12 protein-coding genes are annotated in these 17,177 nt (G+C 65.9%); 6 read left to right on the top strand and 6 right to left on the bottom strand.

Annotation, left to right across the window (positions count from 1 at the left end):
* Positions 1-154: 154 nt before the first annotated feature.
* Positions 155-550, bottom strand: a complete 396-nt coding sequence (locus tag AWB83_RS17040) for a thioredoxin family protein (RefSeq protein WP_087046767.1) — start codon at positions 548-550, stop codon at positions 155-157.
* Positions 551-567: 17 nt separating this feature from the next.
* Positions 568-1,164: a nucleotide exchange factor GrpE gene (gene grpE / locus AWB83_RS17035; RefSeq protein WP_087046765.1), complete on the bottom strand. Its 597-nt coding sequence runs from the start codon at positions 1,162-1,164 to the stop codon at positions 568-570.
* Between the two features lie 359 nt (positions 1,165-1,523).
* Here grpE and AWB83_RS36815 point away from each other — a divergent pair, with 359 nt between their 5' ends.
* A complete protein-coding gene (locus AWB83_RS36815) occupies positions 1,524-1,685 on the top strand; it encodes a hypothetical protein (RefSeq protein WP_167389124.1) in 162 nt (53 codons plus the stop codon).
* On the opposite strand, the gene AWB83_RS17030 is transcribed toward AWB83_RS36815, so the two are convergent.
* From AWB83_RS17030 to hrcA, 3 genes are all read right to left on the bottom strand, one after another.
* Positions 1,657-2,064, bottom strand: a complete 408-nt coding sequence (locus AWB83_RS17030; RefSeq protein ID WP_087046764.1) for an Hsp15 family ribosome-associated heat shock protein — start codon at positions 2,062-2,064, stop codon at positions 1,657-1,659. The two genes, AWB83_RS36815 and AWB83_RS17030, sit on opposite strands and share 29 nt — an antisense overlap.
* Before the next feature lie 25 nt (positions 2,065-2,089).
* A complete protein-coding gene (hemH, locus tag AWB83_RS17025; protein ID WP_087046762.1) occupies positions 2,090-3,157 on the bottom strand; it encodes a ferrochelatase in 1,068 nt (355 codons plus the stop codon).
* Positions 3,158-3,289: 132 nt separating this feature from the next.
* On the bottom strand, positions 3,290-4,306 hold the full coding sequence (gene hrcA / locus AWB83_RS17020; protein ID WP_087046760.1) for a heat-inducible transcriptional repressor HrcA: 1,017 nt from the start codon (positions 4,304-4,306) through the stop codon (positions 3,290-3,292).
* Positions 4,307-4,492: 186 nt separating this feature from the next.
* Here hrcA and AWB83_RS17015 point away from each other — a divergent pair, with 186 nt between their 5' ends.
* Positions 4,493-5,389: an NAD kinase gene (locus tag AWB83_RS17015; RefSeq protein ID WP_087046759.1), complete on the top strand. Its 897-nt coding sequence runs from the start codon at positions 4,493-4,495 to the stop codon at positions 5,387-5,389.
* A 40-nt stretch (positions 5,390-5,429) separates the two neighbouring features.
* Complete coding sequence (gene recN / locus AWB83_RS17010) at positions 5,430-7,085, top strand: DNA repair protein RecN (RefSeq protein ID WP_087046757.1); 1,656 nt, start codon at positions 5,430-5,432, stop codon at positions 7,083-7,085.
* Positions 7,086-7,093: 8 nt separating this feature from the next.
* Here the strand turns inward: recN and glnE are convergent, their stop codons facing one another.
* Complete coding sequence (gene glnE, locus AWB83_RS17005; RefSeq protein ID WP_087046755.1) at positions 7,094-9,886, bottom strand: bifunctional [glutamate--ammonia ligase]-adenylyl-L-tyrosine phosphorylase/[glutamate--ammonia-ligase] adenylyltransferase; 2,793 nt, start codon at positions 9,884-9,886, stop codon at positions 7,094-7,096.
* Positions 9,887-10,111: 225 nt separating this feature from the next.
* Here glnE and AWB83_RS17000 point away from each other — a divergent pair, with 225 nt between their 5' ends.
* From AWB83_RS17000 to tldD, 3 genes are all read left to right on the top strand, one after another.
* Positions 10,112-14,434: a YhdP family phospholipid transporter gene (locus tag AWB83_RS17000; RefSeq protein ID WP_087046754.1), complete on the top strand. Its 4,323-nt coding sequence runs from the start codon at positions 10,112-10,114 to the stop codon at positions 14,432-14,434.
* A 70-nt stretch (positions 14,435-14,504) separates the two neighbouring features.
* Entirely contained in the window at positions 14,505-15,350 is an 846-nt protein-coding gene (locus AWB83_RS16995; RefSeq protein WP_087046753.1) for a carbon-nitrogen hydrolase family protein, read from the top strand.
* Positions 15,351-15,479: 129 nt separating this feature from the next.
* Entirely contained in the window at positions 15,480-16,946 is a 1,467-nt protein-coding gene (gene tldD / locus AWB83_RS16990; RefSeq protein WP_087046752.1) for a metalloprotease TldD, read from the top strand.
* Positions 16,947-17,177: the final 231 nt, after the last annotated feature.

Genomic DNA, 17,177 nt, shown 5'->3' with positions numbered 1-17,177 from the left:
CCTAGCTTTGATCGCAGTGGCGTTGCGGCGGCGGCGGTGTATCGCCTCATGCCGGCTTTTGCCGCCGATTTACCGGGCCGAACGCCCAAAATTCATACCTGTACGCAAGATAAGAGCGTCAGTTTCGATTTCAAGACCCTGAAAGCGATGCGGTCTATAACTTTTTTTGCACCGCGTCGATCTTCTCCCGTGCTGCCCTGACTGCCGCTTCGAACTGCGCGAGGCCGTGCCAGCCGGTCGCCCGGCCGAGGCGCTTGCCCCGGTGAAAGAAAAACCAAGTCGGCACGCCATGCAGCATGAAGCGGCGGCCCAGTTCGCGATGCTCATAAACATTGCCGTGGAACCACTTCAGGCCGAGCGCGCGGATTTCGTCGGGTTTCGCGAGCATCGCTTTCTTCGCGATCTCGCAGTTGAAGCAATCGTGGCCCCAAAAGAAGACCACGGCCAGTTCGTCGCCCGCCGACGCGAGGCCGGCGTCGAAACCCGCCTCGTCGAGCTCCCGCATGTCGAAGACGGCGAAAGCGGTCGAATCGACGGGGGCGCTGGCCATGATCGCTTCGGCGCGCCTTACTTCGGCGCGGCGACGGTGACGAGCGCCGGACGCAGCACGCGGTCGGCGATCACGTAACCCTTTTGCAGCACCGTGACGACCGTGTTCGGCTCCTGATCGGCCGGCACCATCGAAATGGCCTGATGGCGATGCGGATCGAATTTCTCGCCGACCGGGTTCAGCGCGATGACGCGGCCCTTCTCGAGCGCGCCGGTCAATTGCTTGAGCGTCAGTTCGACGCCTTCGCGCACCTTGGTCAGATCCGACGACTGGTCGGCAAGCGCGGCTTCGAGGCTGTCGAGCACCGGCAGCAGGTTCTCCGCAAAATTCTCGATGGCGAATTTATGCGCCTTCGACACGTCTTCCTGGCTGCGGCGACGCACGTTCTCGGTTTCCGCCTTGGCCCGCAGGAAGTCTTCCTTGAGCGCGGCGATCGTGGCCTGAGCCTCGGCGAGCGCCGTTTCCGTCGCGTTCGGCACGGCCTGCTGCGCGACAGCCGCGTCTGGCTGAGCGGCTTCGGCTGCGGCGGGCTGAGCAGGATCGGCGGCCTGGCGCGCGTTTTCGTCGGCGGGCGTCGGGTTCTGGCTCGCTGAATTCTCTTGCGTGTTTTCCATGTCGCTGAATGTATTGCTGTGAGTTGAATCGGATGCGAAAGCGGCCAACCGGTCGTGATGGGTCGCGTTTTTCGCACTAGCGGCGGAAATTGGGGCGTCGAAGGCATTTTCAAGCCTTCCGGGCGGATTTTTCGGACTTATTTCAACGTTCTGCGAGGGATGAAACGATCGGTAATGCGCGTTTCGCCGCATCGCGCAAATTCAGATTGAGGGAAAGCCCTGAGTCGCCTACACTTCGATCATGCATGGTAGGACGCACGTTTACCCTAATCCTACGAATGCTTCAATCCGCTTTCAGCCCTTGCCCGTTTCCTGAACCGGCCGCTTCCTGACCGGGCAACCCGCTCTTCGGGGGTACCATGAAACTGACCTTTGCTATCGCGGTGGTCGCCCTGGTACTCGTCGCGGGAACGACCACCATCTGCATGTCCGGCGCCGTGACCGACCGTAACACCGAGTACGGCGGCGTTCACGCGACCATGGAACACTTCTTCAATCCGGGCCAGAAAGTTTGTCGATGACGCGCCGGTCCCGCTTGGTCGGCCTGCCCTGCAAGCCGGCCGCGGGCTCGCGGAACGTTCTGCGGCGCTCGGTTTCGGCGAGGCGCTTCGCGCGCCCTTCCTCGGTTTCGGCATAGAGCGTCTGCGCGACCGTCGCCGGGCCGCGCACGTCGCACATGCCCAGCACCTCGACCTGCCATACGAGCCGCTCGATATCGATCTCGACGATGTCGCCGATACGCACGTCCTTCGACGGCTTAACGTTTGCGCCGCCGATCTTCACGCGCCCCTTCTCCACCGCATCGCTCGCGAGCGAACGCGTCTTGAAGAAGCGCGCCGCCCACAGCCATTTATCGATGCGCAAACGCGCGCCGGGTTCCGTCGAAATTTTATAGTTCATCAGTGAATGCCTGTCGAAGCCGGAGTCAGGCCACCGCCGTGAGCGGCTGAACGGTCTGCACCGGCCAGCCCTGCAGATGCTGCGCCGCGATTTCGCCGATCGCCTTGATCCACGCCGGCGAGGCGTTCAGGCAGGGAATCCGGTGAAAATGCTTGCCGCCGGCCTTCAGAAATTCGTCGCGCACTTCGATGCCGATTTCCTCGATGGTTTCCAGGCAATCCGCCGTGAAGCCGGGACAGAACACGTCCACGCGCGCGACGCCGCCCGCGCCCAGTTCCGCGACCGTCGGCGCCGTGTACGGCTGAAGCCATTCCGCGCGGCCGAAACGCGACTGGAACGTCACGCGGCATTCCACCGGACTGAGCCCGAGCGCCGCGGCGAGCAGCGAGCCCGTCAACTGGCACTGATCGTGATACGGGTCGCCGAGATCCATCGTGCGCTTCGGCACGCCGTGAAAGCTCAGGACGAGCTTGTCGCCGGCGGCGAAATCCGGCTGGCCGTGATGGCGCCAGTAGTCGCGCACCTGCTCCGCGAGCGCGGCAATGTACGCCGGATGATCGGCGTAATGGCGAATCGTGCGGATTTCCGGCTGATTGCGCACGCGCTTCAGCGCAGCAAAAGCCTCGTCGAAAGCGGTGGCCGTGGTGGACGACGAGTACTGCGGATACATCGGCAGAAGCAGGATGCGCTCGGCGCCTTCCAGCTTCAGCTGATTGAGCATCGCGCCGATGCCGGGCGCGCCGTAGCGCATCGCGTAGTCGACGATCACGTGGTAGTCGTTCGCCGCGAAGAGCCGCCGCAGGCCCTCGACCTGCTTTTCCGTGAAGACGCGCAGCGGCGAGCCTTCGGGCAGCCACACCTGCGTGTATTTCTTCGCCGACGCGCGCCCGCGCAACGGCAGAATCAACCCGCGCAGAATCACTTGCCAGGCCAACGAGGGAATTTCGACGACGCGCGGATCCGACAGGAATTGCGCCAGATATTTACGCACCGCCCGCGGCGTGGGCGCGTCCGGCGTGCCGAGATTGATCAGCAGCACCGCGACGCGATGCGAAGCGCTGGGCTGCGAGGGCAACTCGAGGTCGAAACGCATAGGGCAAGCGGACTGGAACGGTCATCGAAATGGTGAAGACCATTATAGCGGTGCGTTCAGAAGCGCATCATTGGCCGAATGGCCGAGTGGCGCCGCCCGGCGCGCCCCGTCAAGATAGGCGCGAATGCAGCGTTACTGATGGCTGAGCGACATCGAGAGCAGACGCGCGGTGATGTCCACGATCGGAATCACGCGGTTGTACGCCATGCGCGTCGGGCCGATCACGCCGAGTGTGCCGACGATCTTCCCGTTGACCTCGTACGGCGCCGTCACGACGCTCATTTCCTCGATCGGCACGAGATTCGACTCGCCGCCGATGAAGATCTGCACGCCTTGCGCGTGACTCGATACATCCAGCAACTGCAGGAGGCTCGTCTTTTGGTCGAACAGGTCGAACAGCTTGCGCAGCCGCGCCATGTCGGAGGAAAGGTCCGCCACTTCGAGCAGGTTGCGCTCGCCGGAAATCAGCACGGTGTCGATGGGGTCCGTCTCGACGGTGCTCGCGACCACGGCCGCCTGCATGAGCGCGGTCATGTCGCCGCGCAGCTGGTCGATTTCCTCGCGCAGGCGCCGGCGCACCTCGTCGAAAGAGAGGCCTGCGAAATGCGCGTTGATGTAATTGGAGGCTTCGGTGAGCTGCGAGGGCGTGTAGTCGCGCTGCGTCGCCATCATGCGGTTCTGCACGTCGCCTTCGGGCGTGACGATGATAAGCAGGATGCGCTTGTCCGACAGCCGCATGAACTCGATCTGCCTGAACATGTGGCTGCGGCGCGGCGTCAGCACGACGCCCGCGAACGACGAGAGACTGGACAGCACGCTCGCCGCCGCGGCGACGATCTTCTGCGGCTCCTCGCCCTGCAGGCGGGTCTTGACCGCGGTGGTCATCGCTTCATCTTCCGGAGGCTCTACAGTCAGCATCGTGTCGACGAAGAGCCGGTAGCCGCGCGGCGTGGGAATGCGGCCCGCAGAGGTATGCGGGCTTGCGACGAGACCGAGCTCCTCGAGATCCGACATGACGTTGCGGATCGTCGCGGGGCTCAGTTCGAGGCCGGAATGACGTGATAACGTGCGCGAACCGACCGGCTGACCTTCGGCGATGTAGCGCTCGATCAACGTTTTGAGGAGGGTTTGTGCACGTGGGTCTAGCATGGGCAAATTTTAGCTCAACGAGTCGGGTAGCGGCGAGCCGCGCCGCGTGCGCTGCGTTCAACGTCCGCTCCATTCTAGCGAGAAACAGCGGGCGCGCTCGCGCACCCCGGCGCGGCCTGCGTGCGGCGCGTCCGGCCGTGGTCGCCCACGGTTCTTTTCGCCCTCTGACTATGGTGTAATGCCGGCATGGAAATTGGTCAATTCAAGACGGTCGCCCTCGTGGGGCGCACGAACACGCCCGGCATCGAGGCGCCGCTGAGATCGCTCGCCGATCTCCTCGCGCAGCAAGGCTTCGAGGTCGTGTTCGAGGCGAGCACGGCGAAGGACGTCGGTGTGACGGAATTCCCGGCGCTCTCCATCGCCGAGATGGGCGCGCGCGCGGACGTCGCGATCGTGCTCGGCGGCGACGGGACGATGCTCGGCATCGGCCGGCAGCTCGCGCCGTACAAGACGCCGCTCATCGGCGTGAATCACGGGCGGCTCGGCTTCATCACCGACATCCCGCTCAAGGCAATGCGCGAGCTCGTGCCGCAGATGCTCGCCGGCCAGTTCGAGCGCGAGGAGCGCAGCCTGCTCGAAGCGCGCATCGTGCGCAACGACAAGCCGATCTATCACGCGCTCGCGTTCAACGACGTCGTGGTGAACCGCAGCGGCTTCTCCGGCATGGCGGAGCTGCGCGTGTCGGTGGACGGCCACTTCATGTACAACCAGCGTTCGGACGGCCTCATCGTCGCGACGCCGACGGGCTCGACCGCCTACGCGCTGTCTTCGGCGGGCCCGATCCTGCATCCGCAACTGCAGGGCTTCGTGCTCGTGCCGATCGCGCCGCATTCGCTGTCGAACCGTCCGATCGTGCTGCCCGACGATTCGAAGGTGACCATTCAGATCATCGGCGGCCGGGACGTGAACGTGAACTTCGACATGCAGTCGTTCACCGCCGTCGAGCTGAACGATGCCATCGAAGTGCGGCGCTCGAAGCACACGGTGCCGGTGCTGCATCCGGTCGGCTACAGCAGCTACGCCACGCTGCGCAAGAAGCTGCACTGGAACGAGCATCCGTCGCAGGACTCGTCGACGCTCTGATCTGCCCGCCCATATTTGCCCGATCCTTCCCGAAGCATCCATGCTCCGACACCTCTCCATTCGAGACTTCGTCATCGTCGCCGCGCTCGATATCGAGTTCGACTCAGGCTTCACGGTCTTTTCGGGTGAAACCGGCGCGGGCAAATCCATTCTCATCGATGCCCTCGCGCTCACGCTCGGCGCGCGGGGCGACGCGAGCGTCGTGCGCGCGGCTCAGGCGCGCGCGGACATCACCGCCGAATTCTCGACGCATCCGCTCGTCGTGCGCTGGCTCGAGGAGCATGCCCTCGGCGAACCGGAAGCCGAGACGGTCATGCTGCGCCGGGTGATCGATTCGGGCGGCCGCTCGCGCGCGTTCATCAACGGCACGCCCGCGACGCTCGCGCAACTGCGCGAAGTGGGCGAAATGCTCGTCGATATTCACGGCCAGCACGCGCACCAGTTGCTGATGCGCCCGGACGCGCAGCGCGAACTCTTCGATACCCACGCGCAATTGCTCGACACGGCCGGCACGGTCAATCGCGCGTGGCGCGCGTGGCGCGACGCGCAGCAGGCCGTCGAGACCGCCCGGAGCCGCGACCGCGAGCTGCAGCTGGAACGCGAGCGCCTCGCGTGGCAATTGAGCGAGTTCGACAAGCTCGCGCCGCAGCCCGGCGAATGGGAGGAAGTGAGCGCGGAGCATCATCGGCTGTCGCATTCGGCGAGTCTCATCGACGGCGTGCAGGGCGCGCTCGGCGCGCTCTCCGAATCCGATGAGGCGATGATCTCGCAGCTCGGCGCGATCATCTCGAAGCTGCGCGGCCTCGCCGACATCGATCCGGCCTTGAACGACGTGCTCGCCTCGCTCGAACCGGCCGAGATCCAGTTGCAGGAGGCGTCGTATTCGCTGTCGCACTATGCGCAGCGGCTGGAACTCGATCCCGACCGGCTCGCCCAGGTCGAAAAGCGCATGGATCAGTTGCACTCGACCGCGCGCAAGTTCCGCCTTCAGCCGGAGACGTTGCCCGAGGAGCACCAGGCGCGCCGCCGTCAGCTGGCCGAACTCGACGCCGCCGCCGACCTCGACGCGCTCAGCGCCGCCGCCGAAAAAGCAAGGAGCGCGTACCTCGAACAGGCGAAAGTGCTGTCGAAGGCGCGCGCCAAGGCAGCGAAAAGCCTGTCGAAGGCGGTTACCGAAGGCATGCAGGAATTGTCGATGGCGGGCGGCAGCTTCGAAGTCGCGCTCGTGCCGCTCGCAGAAGGCGGCGCGAACGGGCTGGAGCAGATCGAATTCCGCGTCGCGGGCCATGCCGGCGTCGCGCTCAGGCCGCTCGCGAAAGTCGCATCGGGCGGCGAGCTCGCGCGCATCAGCCTCGCGCTCGCCGTGATCGCGAGCACCGCGAGCCCGACGCCCACGCTCATCTTCGACGAAGTGGACACCGGCATCGGCGGCGGCGTCGCGGAAGTGGTCGGGCGGCTGCTGCATCAGCTCGGGCGCGACCGTCAGGTGCTGTGCGTCACGCACCTGCCGCAAGTGGCCGCGCGCGGCGATCAGCACTTCCAGGTCGCGAAGTCCTCCGACGACGCGGGCGGCACCGTCAGCACGGTGACGCCGCTCGACAAGTCGACGCGCATCGAGGAAGTGGCGCGCATGCTGGGGGGACTGGAAATCACCGCGACCACGCGCAAGCACGCGAAGGAAATGCTGGCGGCTTGAGCGTCCGCTCAGGCCGCCCCGGCAAACACCTGATCCCATAACGCCGTCACCGCGTCGCGCTCGGACTGAACCTCGGCCGGATCGACGCGCGCCTTCTCCATGCCGTCGAGCCTGAGCGTGTGCTGCAGCTTGCGGTAATGCCGGTACGCCGCGCCGATCGCATCCGCTTCCGCTTCGGCGATCAATCCGCTTTGCGCGGCGATCTTCAGCAGCGAGATATTGCCCGCGTTGCGCAGGAACTCGTGATGCTCGCGGGCGTGCAGCAGCACCCAGTACTGCACGATGAACTCGATATCGACCATGCCGCCGCGATCGTGCTTCAGGTCGAACAGTTCGCTGCGATTCGGATGCCCCGCGGCGACACGCTCGCGCATCGCGACGATCTCGCGAGCGAGCGCGCCCGCGTCGCGCTCCATGACGAGCACGTCCGCGCGGATCGCCTCGAACTGCGCGCCGATTTCGGTATCGCCCGCGCTGTAGCGAGCGCGCGAAAGCGCCTGATGCTCCCAGACCCACGCCGTATTCGCCGCGTCGCCCTCGCGGATCTGATAGCGGCGGAAGGAATCGAGGTCCGTCACGAGCAGGCCCGACTCGCCGTTGGGCCGCAGACGCAGATCGACATCGAAGAGCGTGCCCGCGCCCGTCGCCGCCGTGAGCCACGTGATGAGACGGCGCGTGAACATCGCGTAGATGTCGGAGGCGGATTCGTGCGGATCGTCGTAGAGGAAGATGAGATCGAGATCCGACGCGTAGCCCAGTTCCTTGCCGCCCAGCTTCCCATACGCGATGACCGAGAAGCGCGGCGTCTCGCGATGCCGCTTCGGGAACTGCTCCCAGACGGTTTGCACCGTCACGTCGAGCACCGCGTCGGCGAGTTCGGAGAGACGGTCGCTCACGTGTTCGACGCTCAGATGCCCGGCGAGATCGATCAGCAGAATGCGGAAGACTTCGGCCTGATGCGCGTGGCGCAGCAGATCCATCTGATGTTCGGCGTCCTCGGCGGCCTTGAGACGCGCGAGCAGCGAACGCTTGAATTCGGACCAGTCGAACGGGCTCGCGATGGCTTCGTCGTCGAGCAGCTCGTCGAGCAATTGCGGATGGCGGATCAGATAGCCCGCCGCCCAGCGCGAACCCGACAGCACGGACAATACGCGCTCGAGCGCCGCCGGGTATTCCGTCAGCAACGCGAGATACGCGCCGCGCTTGCCGATGGCTTCGAGCAGATCGAACACGCGCACGATGGTGTCGCCGCGACGCGCGGCGTCGATCGACTGCACGGCTTCGAGCGCACGCTGCGCGACGATGTCGAAACGTTCCCGGCTCCGCGACGGCAAGCCGGCATAGCGCGCCGAATTCCAGACGCCCGTGAGCCGCGCGAGCACCGGCGCCGGGTCCGCGAAGCCGAGTGCCGAAAGACGCGCGGCGAGTTCTTCCTGCGCGGAGTCGTCCGCGAGCGCGCTGCTCCAGATCCACGACGCCGCCGAATCCTCCGCGACGCCGCAGCCGCCCTGCCCGCTCACCTTGTCGGCGAAGATCGCATCGAACTGCTGCTCGACCAGTTCGCGATGCGCGTCGAGCGTCTCCATCAGCGCGGCGTAGTCGGCGAAACCGAGCGACTTCGCGAGCAGCGCGCGCTCGTCGTCGGCGACGGGCATCGCGTGCGTCTGCGCATCGTTGCGATATTGCAGCCGATGCTCGACCGTGCGCAGGAACAGATACGCATCGGACAGCGATTCGCACACGGCCGGCGCGAGCAAGCCGTGCGCGGCCGCGCGCCGGAGCACCGCGAGCGTCGGGCGAATGCGGAAATCCGCCGCCTGTCCGCCGCGAATCAGCTGGAATACCTGTGCGCTGAACTCGATCTCGCGGATGCCGCCGCGACCGAGCTTGATGTCGTCGGCCTTGTCGGGGCGCATCGACGCGCGCCGCCGCGCTTCATGACGAATCTGCTGATGCAGCGAGCGGATCGCCGCGATCACGCCGTAGTCGAGATAGCGCCGGTAGATGAACGGCGTCGCGATCGCCTCGAGCTGCCTGGCGAGGCGCCGCGCCGAATCGCTCTGCGTCTCCGATACGAGCCTCCCCTTGATCCACGCGTAGCGCTCCCACTCGCGGCCCTGGACGTAGAAATATTCCTCGAGCATGCCGAGACTGCATACGAGCGGACCGGAATCGCCGTTGGGGCGCAGACGCATGTCGACGCGAAACACATAGCCGTCCTGCGTGATCTCCGCGAGCGCGCCGATCAGCCGCTTGCCGAGCCGTGTGAAGAATTCCTGCGTCGTGAGCGGCGAGCGCGTGCCGCCCGAGGTCTCGCCGTCTTCTTCATAGACGAAGATCAGGTCGATGTCCGACGACGCGTTCAGCTCGCGCCCGCCGAGCTTGCCCATGCCGACGACGCCGAGCGTCAGCCGCTCGCCATTCGGCCCGCGCGGCTCGCCGAACAGCACTTCGAGATCCGCCGAGAGCACCGCCAGCGCCCGCTGCACGACGACTTCGGCGAGATCGGTCATCGCGCCGGTGACTTCGGCAACATCCGCCGCGCCCGCGAGATCGCGCTCCATCACCGTGCAGAACACGTCCGTTCGCAGGCGGCGCAGCGCGGTCTTGAGCGCGGCTTCGTTGAGCACGCCGTTCTCGGCGCAGGGCACGCAGTGCGTGTCGAGCCGTGCCTCGATCCATTCGCGGGTCACGGGCGACTTCGCCCATTGCGCGACTTGCGACGCCAGTTCGGGACGCGCCGCATACGCGCGCGCCGCATAGTTGGAATAGTCGGAACTGAGAAGAGGGGCGTCGGTCATGAAAGGATGGGTTCGCTCATTGCTTCTGGAAAATCGCGTCGCTGACGATGGCCGGTCCGCACCATGGAGCAGCGAATGCCGGAGCCGGCCGCGCGCCTGCCAAGTCTTGCCGGACACGGCTTTGCGGGCTTCCCGGAGTGCGCGGGCAGCGGCCGTCCCCGCGGCGCCCGTGTTACATTTCAGCGTCAAACACGCAAAACTACCATATCGCCCGACAGCCGCAGCATGTCCGACAGCAGACGATCCGTCGACCCGACCGAAGTTGGACAAGCCAAGCCCAGCGGCAACGCCGAGCGCGTACTTTCGCGCGTCTTCAAAATCGTTCTCGTCATCGCCGCCGTGGCGTATTTCGCGGTGGCGTGCGTCTATCTCGGCCTGCGTTACGTCGTGCTCCCGGAGGTCGATTCGTTCAGGCCGCGCATCGAGCAGCTCGTCTCGTCGAAGATTCACGCCCAGCTTCACATCGGCAGAATCTCGGCGCGATGGTCGGGCCTCACGCCGACGCTCGACATCGACAACCTGCGCATCGACGCCGCCGACGGCTCGCCCGGACTCGCCGTTCCGCACGCGAGCGCAAGCATCGCCTGGGGATCGCTGGTGCACCTGAGGCCCAAGCTCGCGGACCTGACCGTCGAGGGTCCGGACGTGATCATCGCGCGCAACGCCGACGGCGCGCTCACGGTCGCGGGCGTGCCGATTCCCGCGCATCGCACCGGCTCGAACGCCTTCACGACCTGGCTGCTCGGCCAGGACCGCATTCTTCTGCGCGGCGGCACGCTGCGCTGGCGCGACGCCCAGCGCACCGCACCCGAGATAGCGTTCAAGCGGCTGCACCTCGCGATCGTCAACGATGGCACGCGGCATCGCCTCACGCTCCAGGCGCCGGCCGACGGCGAAGTGCTGCGCGGCCCGCTCGACGTGCGCGCGGACTTCCGTCATCAGCCGTTTTCCGCGATGGGCGCGCCCGCGAACTGGACCGGCCGCCTCTACGTCTCCACCGGCCCGGTCGATCTGCCGACGCTCGCGCGCTACGTGAAGATGCCGTTCCAGATGTTCAGCGGCCTCATCAACAACCAGATCTGGCTGAATTTCGCGGGCGGGCAGCTACAGAATGCGACCGGCGAGCTGATCGGCGCCAACATCGGATTGCGCGTGCGCGCGACGCAGCCGCGGCTCGATCTGCCGACCGCGCGCTTCGGCTGGACCATCGACAAGAAAGACTCCGAGTACACGCTCGATCTCAAGAACCTGCACGCCGAACTCGGCCAGTTGCCGCTCGACGACGGCACGCCGGTCGCGCGGCTGCTCGTGTCGCGCTCGCTCACGGCCACGTATCGGCTGCCGAGCGTCGGCAAGGGGCAATTGCTGCGGCTCACGGGCGATACCGTCGACCTAGGCATCCTCGCGGAGTTCGTGCGCGCGCTGCCGGTGCCGGCCAAGGTCCTCAACGAACTGGTGCGCTTCAATCCGCGCGGGCAGGTCTCGAACTATACGATCTACACCGAGCGCACCGCGCCGAAAACCGAAGAGGAAGCGCTGCAGCAACGCAAGAAAGGCGATGCGCCGCTGCTGCATTACGCATTCAAGGGCGACCTCGAAGGCATCAGCGTGCAGGCGCAGGAGCCGCCGCCCGGACTCACGATCAACAACCATCCGCGAGCGGGTATTCCGGGCATCGAAAATCTGTGGGGCGCGGTCGACGCCAACGAGAAGGAAGGCAGGATCACCATCGACACGAAGAACGCGGCCGTCATCATTCCCGGCGCATTCGACGACCCGCGCCTCACCTTCGATTCGCTGCGGGGCAATGCGCGCTGGAGCGTCGCCGATGCCGTGGCGCCCGGCGAATTGCGCCGCGCCTTCACGATCCACCTCGAAACGCTGCGCGTGAAGAACGCGGACGCCGAAGGCGAAGTCACCGCCGATTACTGGAACCAGGGCCACGGCCGCGGCAATCTCGACCTCAAGGCGAAGGTCGCGCACCTGAAGGTGACGCGTCTCGTGCGCTATCTGCCGACGAGCCTGAACGAGCGCGTGCGCGTCTATCTCGGTCATGCGCTGCAGGCGGGCACCGCGAGGAACGGGACGATCGAAGTGCACGGCGATCTCACCCGCTTCCCCTACGCGAAGTTTCCGGACGCGGGCGTGTTCCGCATCAACGCGCCCTTCACGGGCGGCAAGTTCGATCCGACGCCGTTCCCGCCGCGCAAGATGGCGAACGGCCTGCCGAACTTCTGGCCGGCGTTCGAGGGCATCGACGGCACGTTCACGCTCGCGCAGAACAAGCTCGGCTTCGACATCGACCGCGGGCATTACCGCGACGTGCGTGTCTCGAAGGTGATCGGGCACATCGACGATACGGGCAACCGCGAGACGAAGCTGTGGATCGACGGCCGCGCGCGCGGCCCGCTCGCCGACATGCTGCAGTATGTCGACGACAGCTCGCTCGGCCTGATGGCGAAGCATGCGACGCGCAGGATCGACGCGAAAGGCGACGCCGTGCTCGCGCTCACGCTCGGCATTCCGCGCTACCGTCCGCCCGCGCCGCAGCCGCCGATCAAGACCGAGTACAAGGGCTCGCTCACCTTCGCCGACAACGAAATCGCGTATGGCAATCTGCCGCCGCTCACACATCTGCGCGGCCGTGCGGACTTCGGCGCGAAGACCGTCACGCTCGACGGCCTCACCGCGCAATTGCTCGGCGGCGACGTGCGCGCGAAGGGCGGCGTGCAGCCCGACGGTAGCTATGCGATCGACGTGAACGGGCGCATCGGCGCGGATGTGGCCGAGCGGCTGAACACGCGCATGAGTCCGCAGGTCGTGCAGTTCATGAAGCGCATCAAAGGCGCCGCGCCCTATGAATTGCACGTGCGCGGCGTGAAGAACGCGCTGCCGAACGTGCGGGCGAGCTCGGATCTGACGGGGCTCGCCATCGATCTGCCCGCGCCGTTCGGCAAGGCGCAAGGCACGCCGATGCCGTTTTCCTTCACGTTCCAGCCCGCGCCGGACGGCCCTTCCGATCTGCACGACGCGCAGCTCGGCTTCGGCCCGGTGCAAGCGCATTACGTGCTGCAGCAGATCGGCAAGGCGCAGGTGAAGATCGATCCGCAGAACGCCGCCGAGCCGATGAACATGCGCGCGCGCCTGAAGGTCGTGCGCGGCGCGATCGGCGTGAACAAGCCCGCGGACTTGCCGGCCGAAGGCGTGAGCGCGGCCGTCGACCTGGACGAGCTCGATGCGGACGCATGGCGCAAGACCTTCGCCGACATCAACGCGGCCACCATGGCGACGCCGGAGTCGGCCGCGGCCGCCAACGCGCCGCGCCCGCCGATGAGCGAGAACGTCAGGCAGTTCATCCCGACGCGCGCCGCCGTCCACTTCACGACGCTCAAGCTGCTCGACAGGCGCTGGGAGAACGTCGTGATCGGCGCGAGCCAGGACAGACAAGACGGGGATCGCAAATGGCAGGCGAATGTCGCGTCGAACCAGGTGTCGGGCTACCTCGCGTGGACGCCGGGCGCGACGAAGGAAAGCCCCGGCACCTTGCAGGCGCGCTTCGCCAAAGTGGTGATTCCGGAGAAGACGGAAAACGATCTCGTCGGCAAGGTCATCCGGAAGCCACCGCGCAACATGCCGACGATCGATCTCATCGTGAACGAGCTCGTGTTCCGCGGTCACAGCCTCGGGCGGCTCGAAGTCGATGCCCATAACGAAGTGATCGCCGACGGGCCGATCTGGACACTCGACAAGCTCGAGCTCGCCAACCCCGACGCGACGCTCACCGCGAACGCGACGTGGCGCACGCTGCCGGGCGGCGTGGTCGAGGCCGCGCAGCCGGACCCGATGCCCTACGACACCGACGACGGCATCCCGCGCCGCACGTCGCTCGATTTCAAGCTCGACGTGAAGAACGGCGGCCAGTTGATCGACCGCTTCGGCGCGCCGCACGTGATCAACAGCGGCAGCGGCACGGTCTCGGGCCACGCGGGCTGGAACGGCGGCCCGACCACGCTCGATCCGAAAACGCTCGACGGCAACGTCGCCGTCGACCTGCATCACGGGCAGATCCTGCGCGCGCCGGGCGCGGCGAAGTGGCTCGGCATCTTCAGCCTGCGCAGTCTCGCGAACCTGCTGACGCTGCATTTCGACGATGTGGTCGGCAAGGGTTTGCCGTTCGAGAAGATCACGGGCAATGCGCGCATCGTCGACGGCATCAGCCGCACGGACGACTTCCTCATGGTCACCTCGCCCGCGCGCGTGCAGATGCAGGGCATGGTCGATCTGCCGAAGCAGACGCAGAACCTGCACGTGAAGGTGATTCCGACGGTCGGCGCGGGCGCGGTCGCGCTGGGCGCGGCAGTGATCAATCCGCTGCTCGGTCTCGGCGCGCTCGCCGCGGACCTCGCGCTGTCGGCGTCGATCCAGAAGGCGTTCGCGCTCGACTATTCGATCACCGGTTCGTGGACCAAACCCGTCGTCCAGCGCCTCAAGGGCGATCAGGGTAAGATCGAAGCACCGGCCGCCGCCGTGCCGTCCGCTGCCCAGTGAGAAACGGTCGTTCGCGTCGCGCGCCGGCGACGCTTTTTCGTCCCCATTTTCCTAATCTGCGCACTGAGACATGAGCGAAACATCGAGCGAAAACGCGGCCGGTCCGTCCGGCAAGCCGTTTCAGGTCGCCGCGCTGCAGATGGTCAGCACGCCGGACCGCGACCGCAATCTGGCCGACGCCGGGCGCCTCGTCGCCGAGGCCGCGCGCGGCGGCGCGCAACTGGTGCTGCTGCCGGAATATTTCTGCTACATGGGCTTCAAGGACACCGACAAGCTCGCGATCCGCGAAACGCCCGGCTCCGGCCCCATTCAGCAGTTTCTTGCCGATGCGGCGCGTGAGCACCGCGTGTGGATCATCGGCGGGACGCTGCCGCTGCAGTCGCCCGAACCGGATCGCGTGTTGAACACGACGCTCGTCTTCGATCCGGCCGGAAAGCAGGTCGCGCGCTATGACAAGATTCATCTGTTCAATTTCGAAAAGGGCGAGGAATCGTTCGACGAAGCCCGGACCATCTGCCCGGGAAGCGAAGTGCGGACGTTCCAGGCGCCGTTCGGACGCGTCGGCTTGTCGGTTTGTTACGACCTGCGCTTTCCGGAGCTGTATCGGAAACTCGGTGATTGCGCGCTGATGGTCGTTCCATCCGCGTTCACCTACACGACCGGCAACGCGCACTGGGAAACGCTGCTCAAGGCGCGCGCCGTCGAGAATCAGTGCTACGTGCTCGCCGCGGCGCAAGGCGGCAAGCATGAGAACGGTCGCCGCACGTGGGGCCACAGCATGCTGGTCGATCCGTGGGGCGAAGTCGTCGCCGTGCTGGACGAAGGCATGGGCGTGGTGGCGGGCGGCATCGATCCCGAACGCATCGCCGCCGTGCGACAAAGTTTGCCGGCGTACCGGCATCGCGTAATCGGGTGAAACGCGCGGCGCCACTTGAAGACTCGACTTGAAGATGCGGGTTCCTCCCCGCACATGACCTGACTGAATCAGACCGTAGAATAGTCTGCAATTCGTCTGAAATATCACCGAAATCGCAACAGGCACCGCATGAATATCATCGAACCCGGCATTCGCAACCTGGTCACGGCGAAGGACGTCTTGCTCACGCCGTACGGCCTCGACGAAGGGCTGATCACCCGCACGCTCGCGGACATCTTCGAGCATCGCGTCGATTACGCCGACCTCTACTTCCAGTCCACGCGCAGCGAAGCGTGGAGCCTCGAGGAAGGCATCGTCAAATCGGGCAGCTTCAGCATCGATCAGGGCGTGGGCGTGCGCGCCGTGTCCGGCGAGCGCACGGCGTTCGCCTACTCGGATGACCTGTCGCCCGAATCCATCCGCCAGGCCGCGATCGCGACGCGCGCGATCGCCAAAGCGGGCGGCGGCAAGCACAGGATCAAACCGGCGAGCTCGCTGACGGGCGTGTCGGGCCGCGATCTGTATCTGCCCGCCGATCCGCTCCATTCGCTCGATGCCAACGCGAAGGTCAAGCTGCTGGAGCGCGTCGAGCAGATGGCGCGCAGCAAGGACCCGCGCATCACGCAGGTGATGGCGGGCCTGGCCGGCGAATACGATGTCGTGCTGGTCGCGCGCAGCGACGGCGCGCTCGCCGCCGACGTGCGCCCGCTGGTGCGCGTGTCGGTGACGGTGATCGCCGAGCAGAACGGCCGGCGCGAGATCGGCACGGGCGGCGGCGGCGGGCGCTTCGACTACGGCTATTTCACCGATGCGGTGTTGAGCAAGTACGCCGATGACGCCGTGCACGCGGCGCTCGTGAACCTCGAGGCGCGCCCCGCTCCGGCGGGCGCCATGACCGTCGTGCTCGGGCCGGGCTGGCCGGGCGTGCTGCTGCACGAGGCGGTCGGACACGGGCTCGAAGGCGACTTCAACCGCAAGGGATCGTCTGCGTTCGCGGGACGCATCGGCGAGCAGGTCGCGGCGAAGGGCGTCACCGTGGTCGATGACGGCACGCTGCCGAATCGCCGCGGCTCGCTCAACATCGACGACGAAGGCAACCCGACGCAGTGCACGACGCTGATCGAGGATGGCATCCTCAAGGGCTACATCCAGGACTCGCTCAACGCGCGCCTGATGAAGATGCCGGTGACGGGCAACGCGCGCCGCGAATCGTACGCCGCGCTGCCGATGCCGCGCATGACCAACACCTACATGCTCAACGGCGACAAGGACCCGCAGGAGATTCTCGCGTCGGTGAAGAACGGTCTCTATGCGGTGAACTTCGGCGGCGGTCAGGTCGATATCACCAACGGCAAGTTCGTGTTCTCGGCGTCCGAGGCGTACATGATCGAAAACGGCAAGATCACGTATCCGGTGAAGGGCGCGACGCTGATCGGCAGCGGGCCCGAATCGCTCAAGTACGTGACGATGATCGGCAACGATATGTCGCTGGATAGCGGTGTCGGCGTGTGCGGCAAGGAAGGCCAGAGCGTGCCCGTGGGCGTCGGACAGCCGACGCTGCGCATCGAACGGATGACGGTGGGCGGGACGGTTTGACCTTTTGATGATCGTGCGGGAAATCCGCATCGCCTGAGCGCGAATCTGGCGCGCTCGCGTTCTGCGATGCGGATTGTCCGCGTTTTTGGTGTTGCAGGCTTGTCAGCGCCGCATGTTTGCGGTTATAAAAGCAGTCACAACTTTTTTCGACCTCCGTTCGATCCATCATGTCCGCCAAGTTTTATTTTTATTTCTTTTGGCATCTCAAGCCGCTGGCGGATCGAGAGGGGT

Origin of the sequence: Caballeronia ptereochthonis (assembly GCF_001545075.1) — a bacterium.
GTDB lineage: Bacteria > Pseudomonadota > Gammaproteobacteria > Burkholderiales > Burkholderiaceae > Caballeronia > Caballeronia ptereochthonis.
The sequence above is the reverse complement of the archived record's forward strand: the minus strand, read 5'-3'. Positions and strand labels throughout refer to the sequence as shown.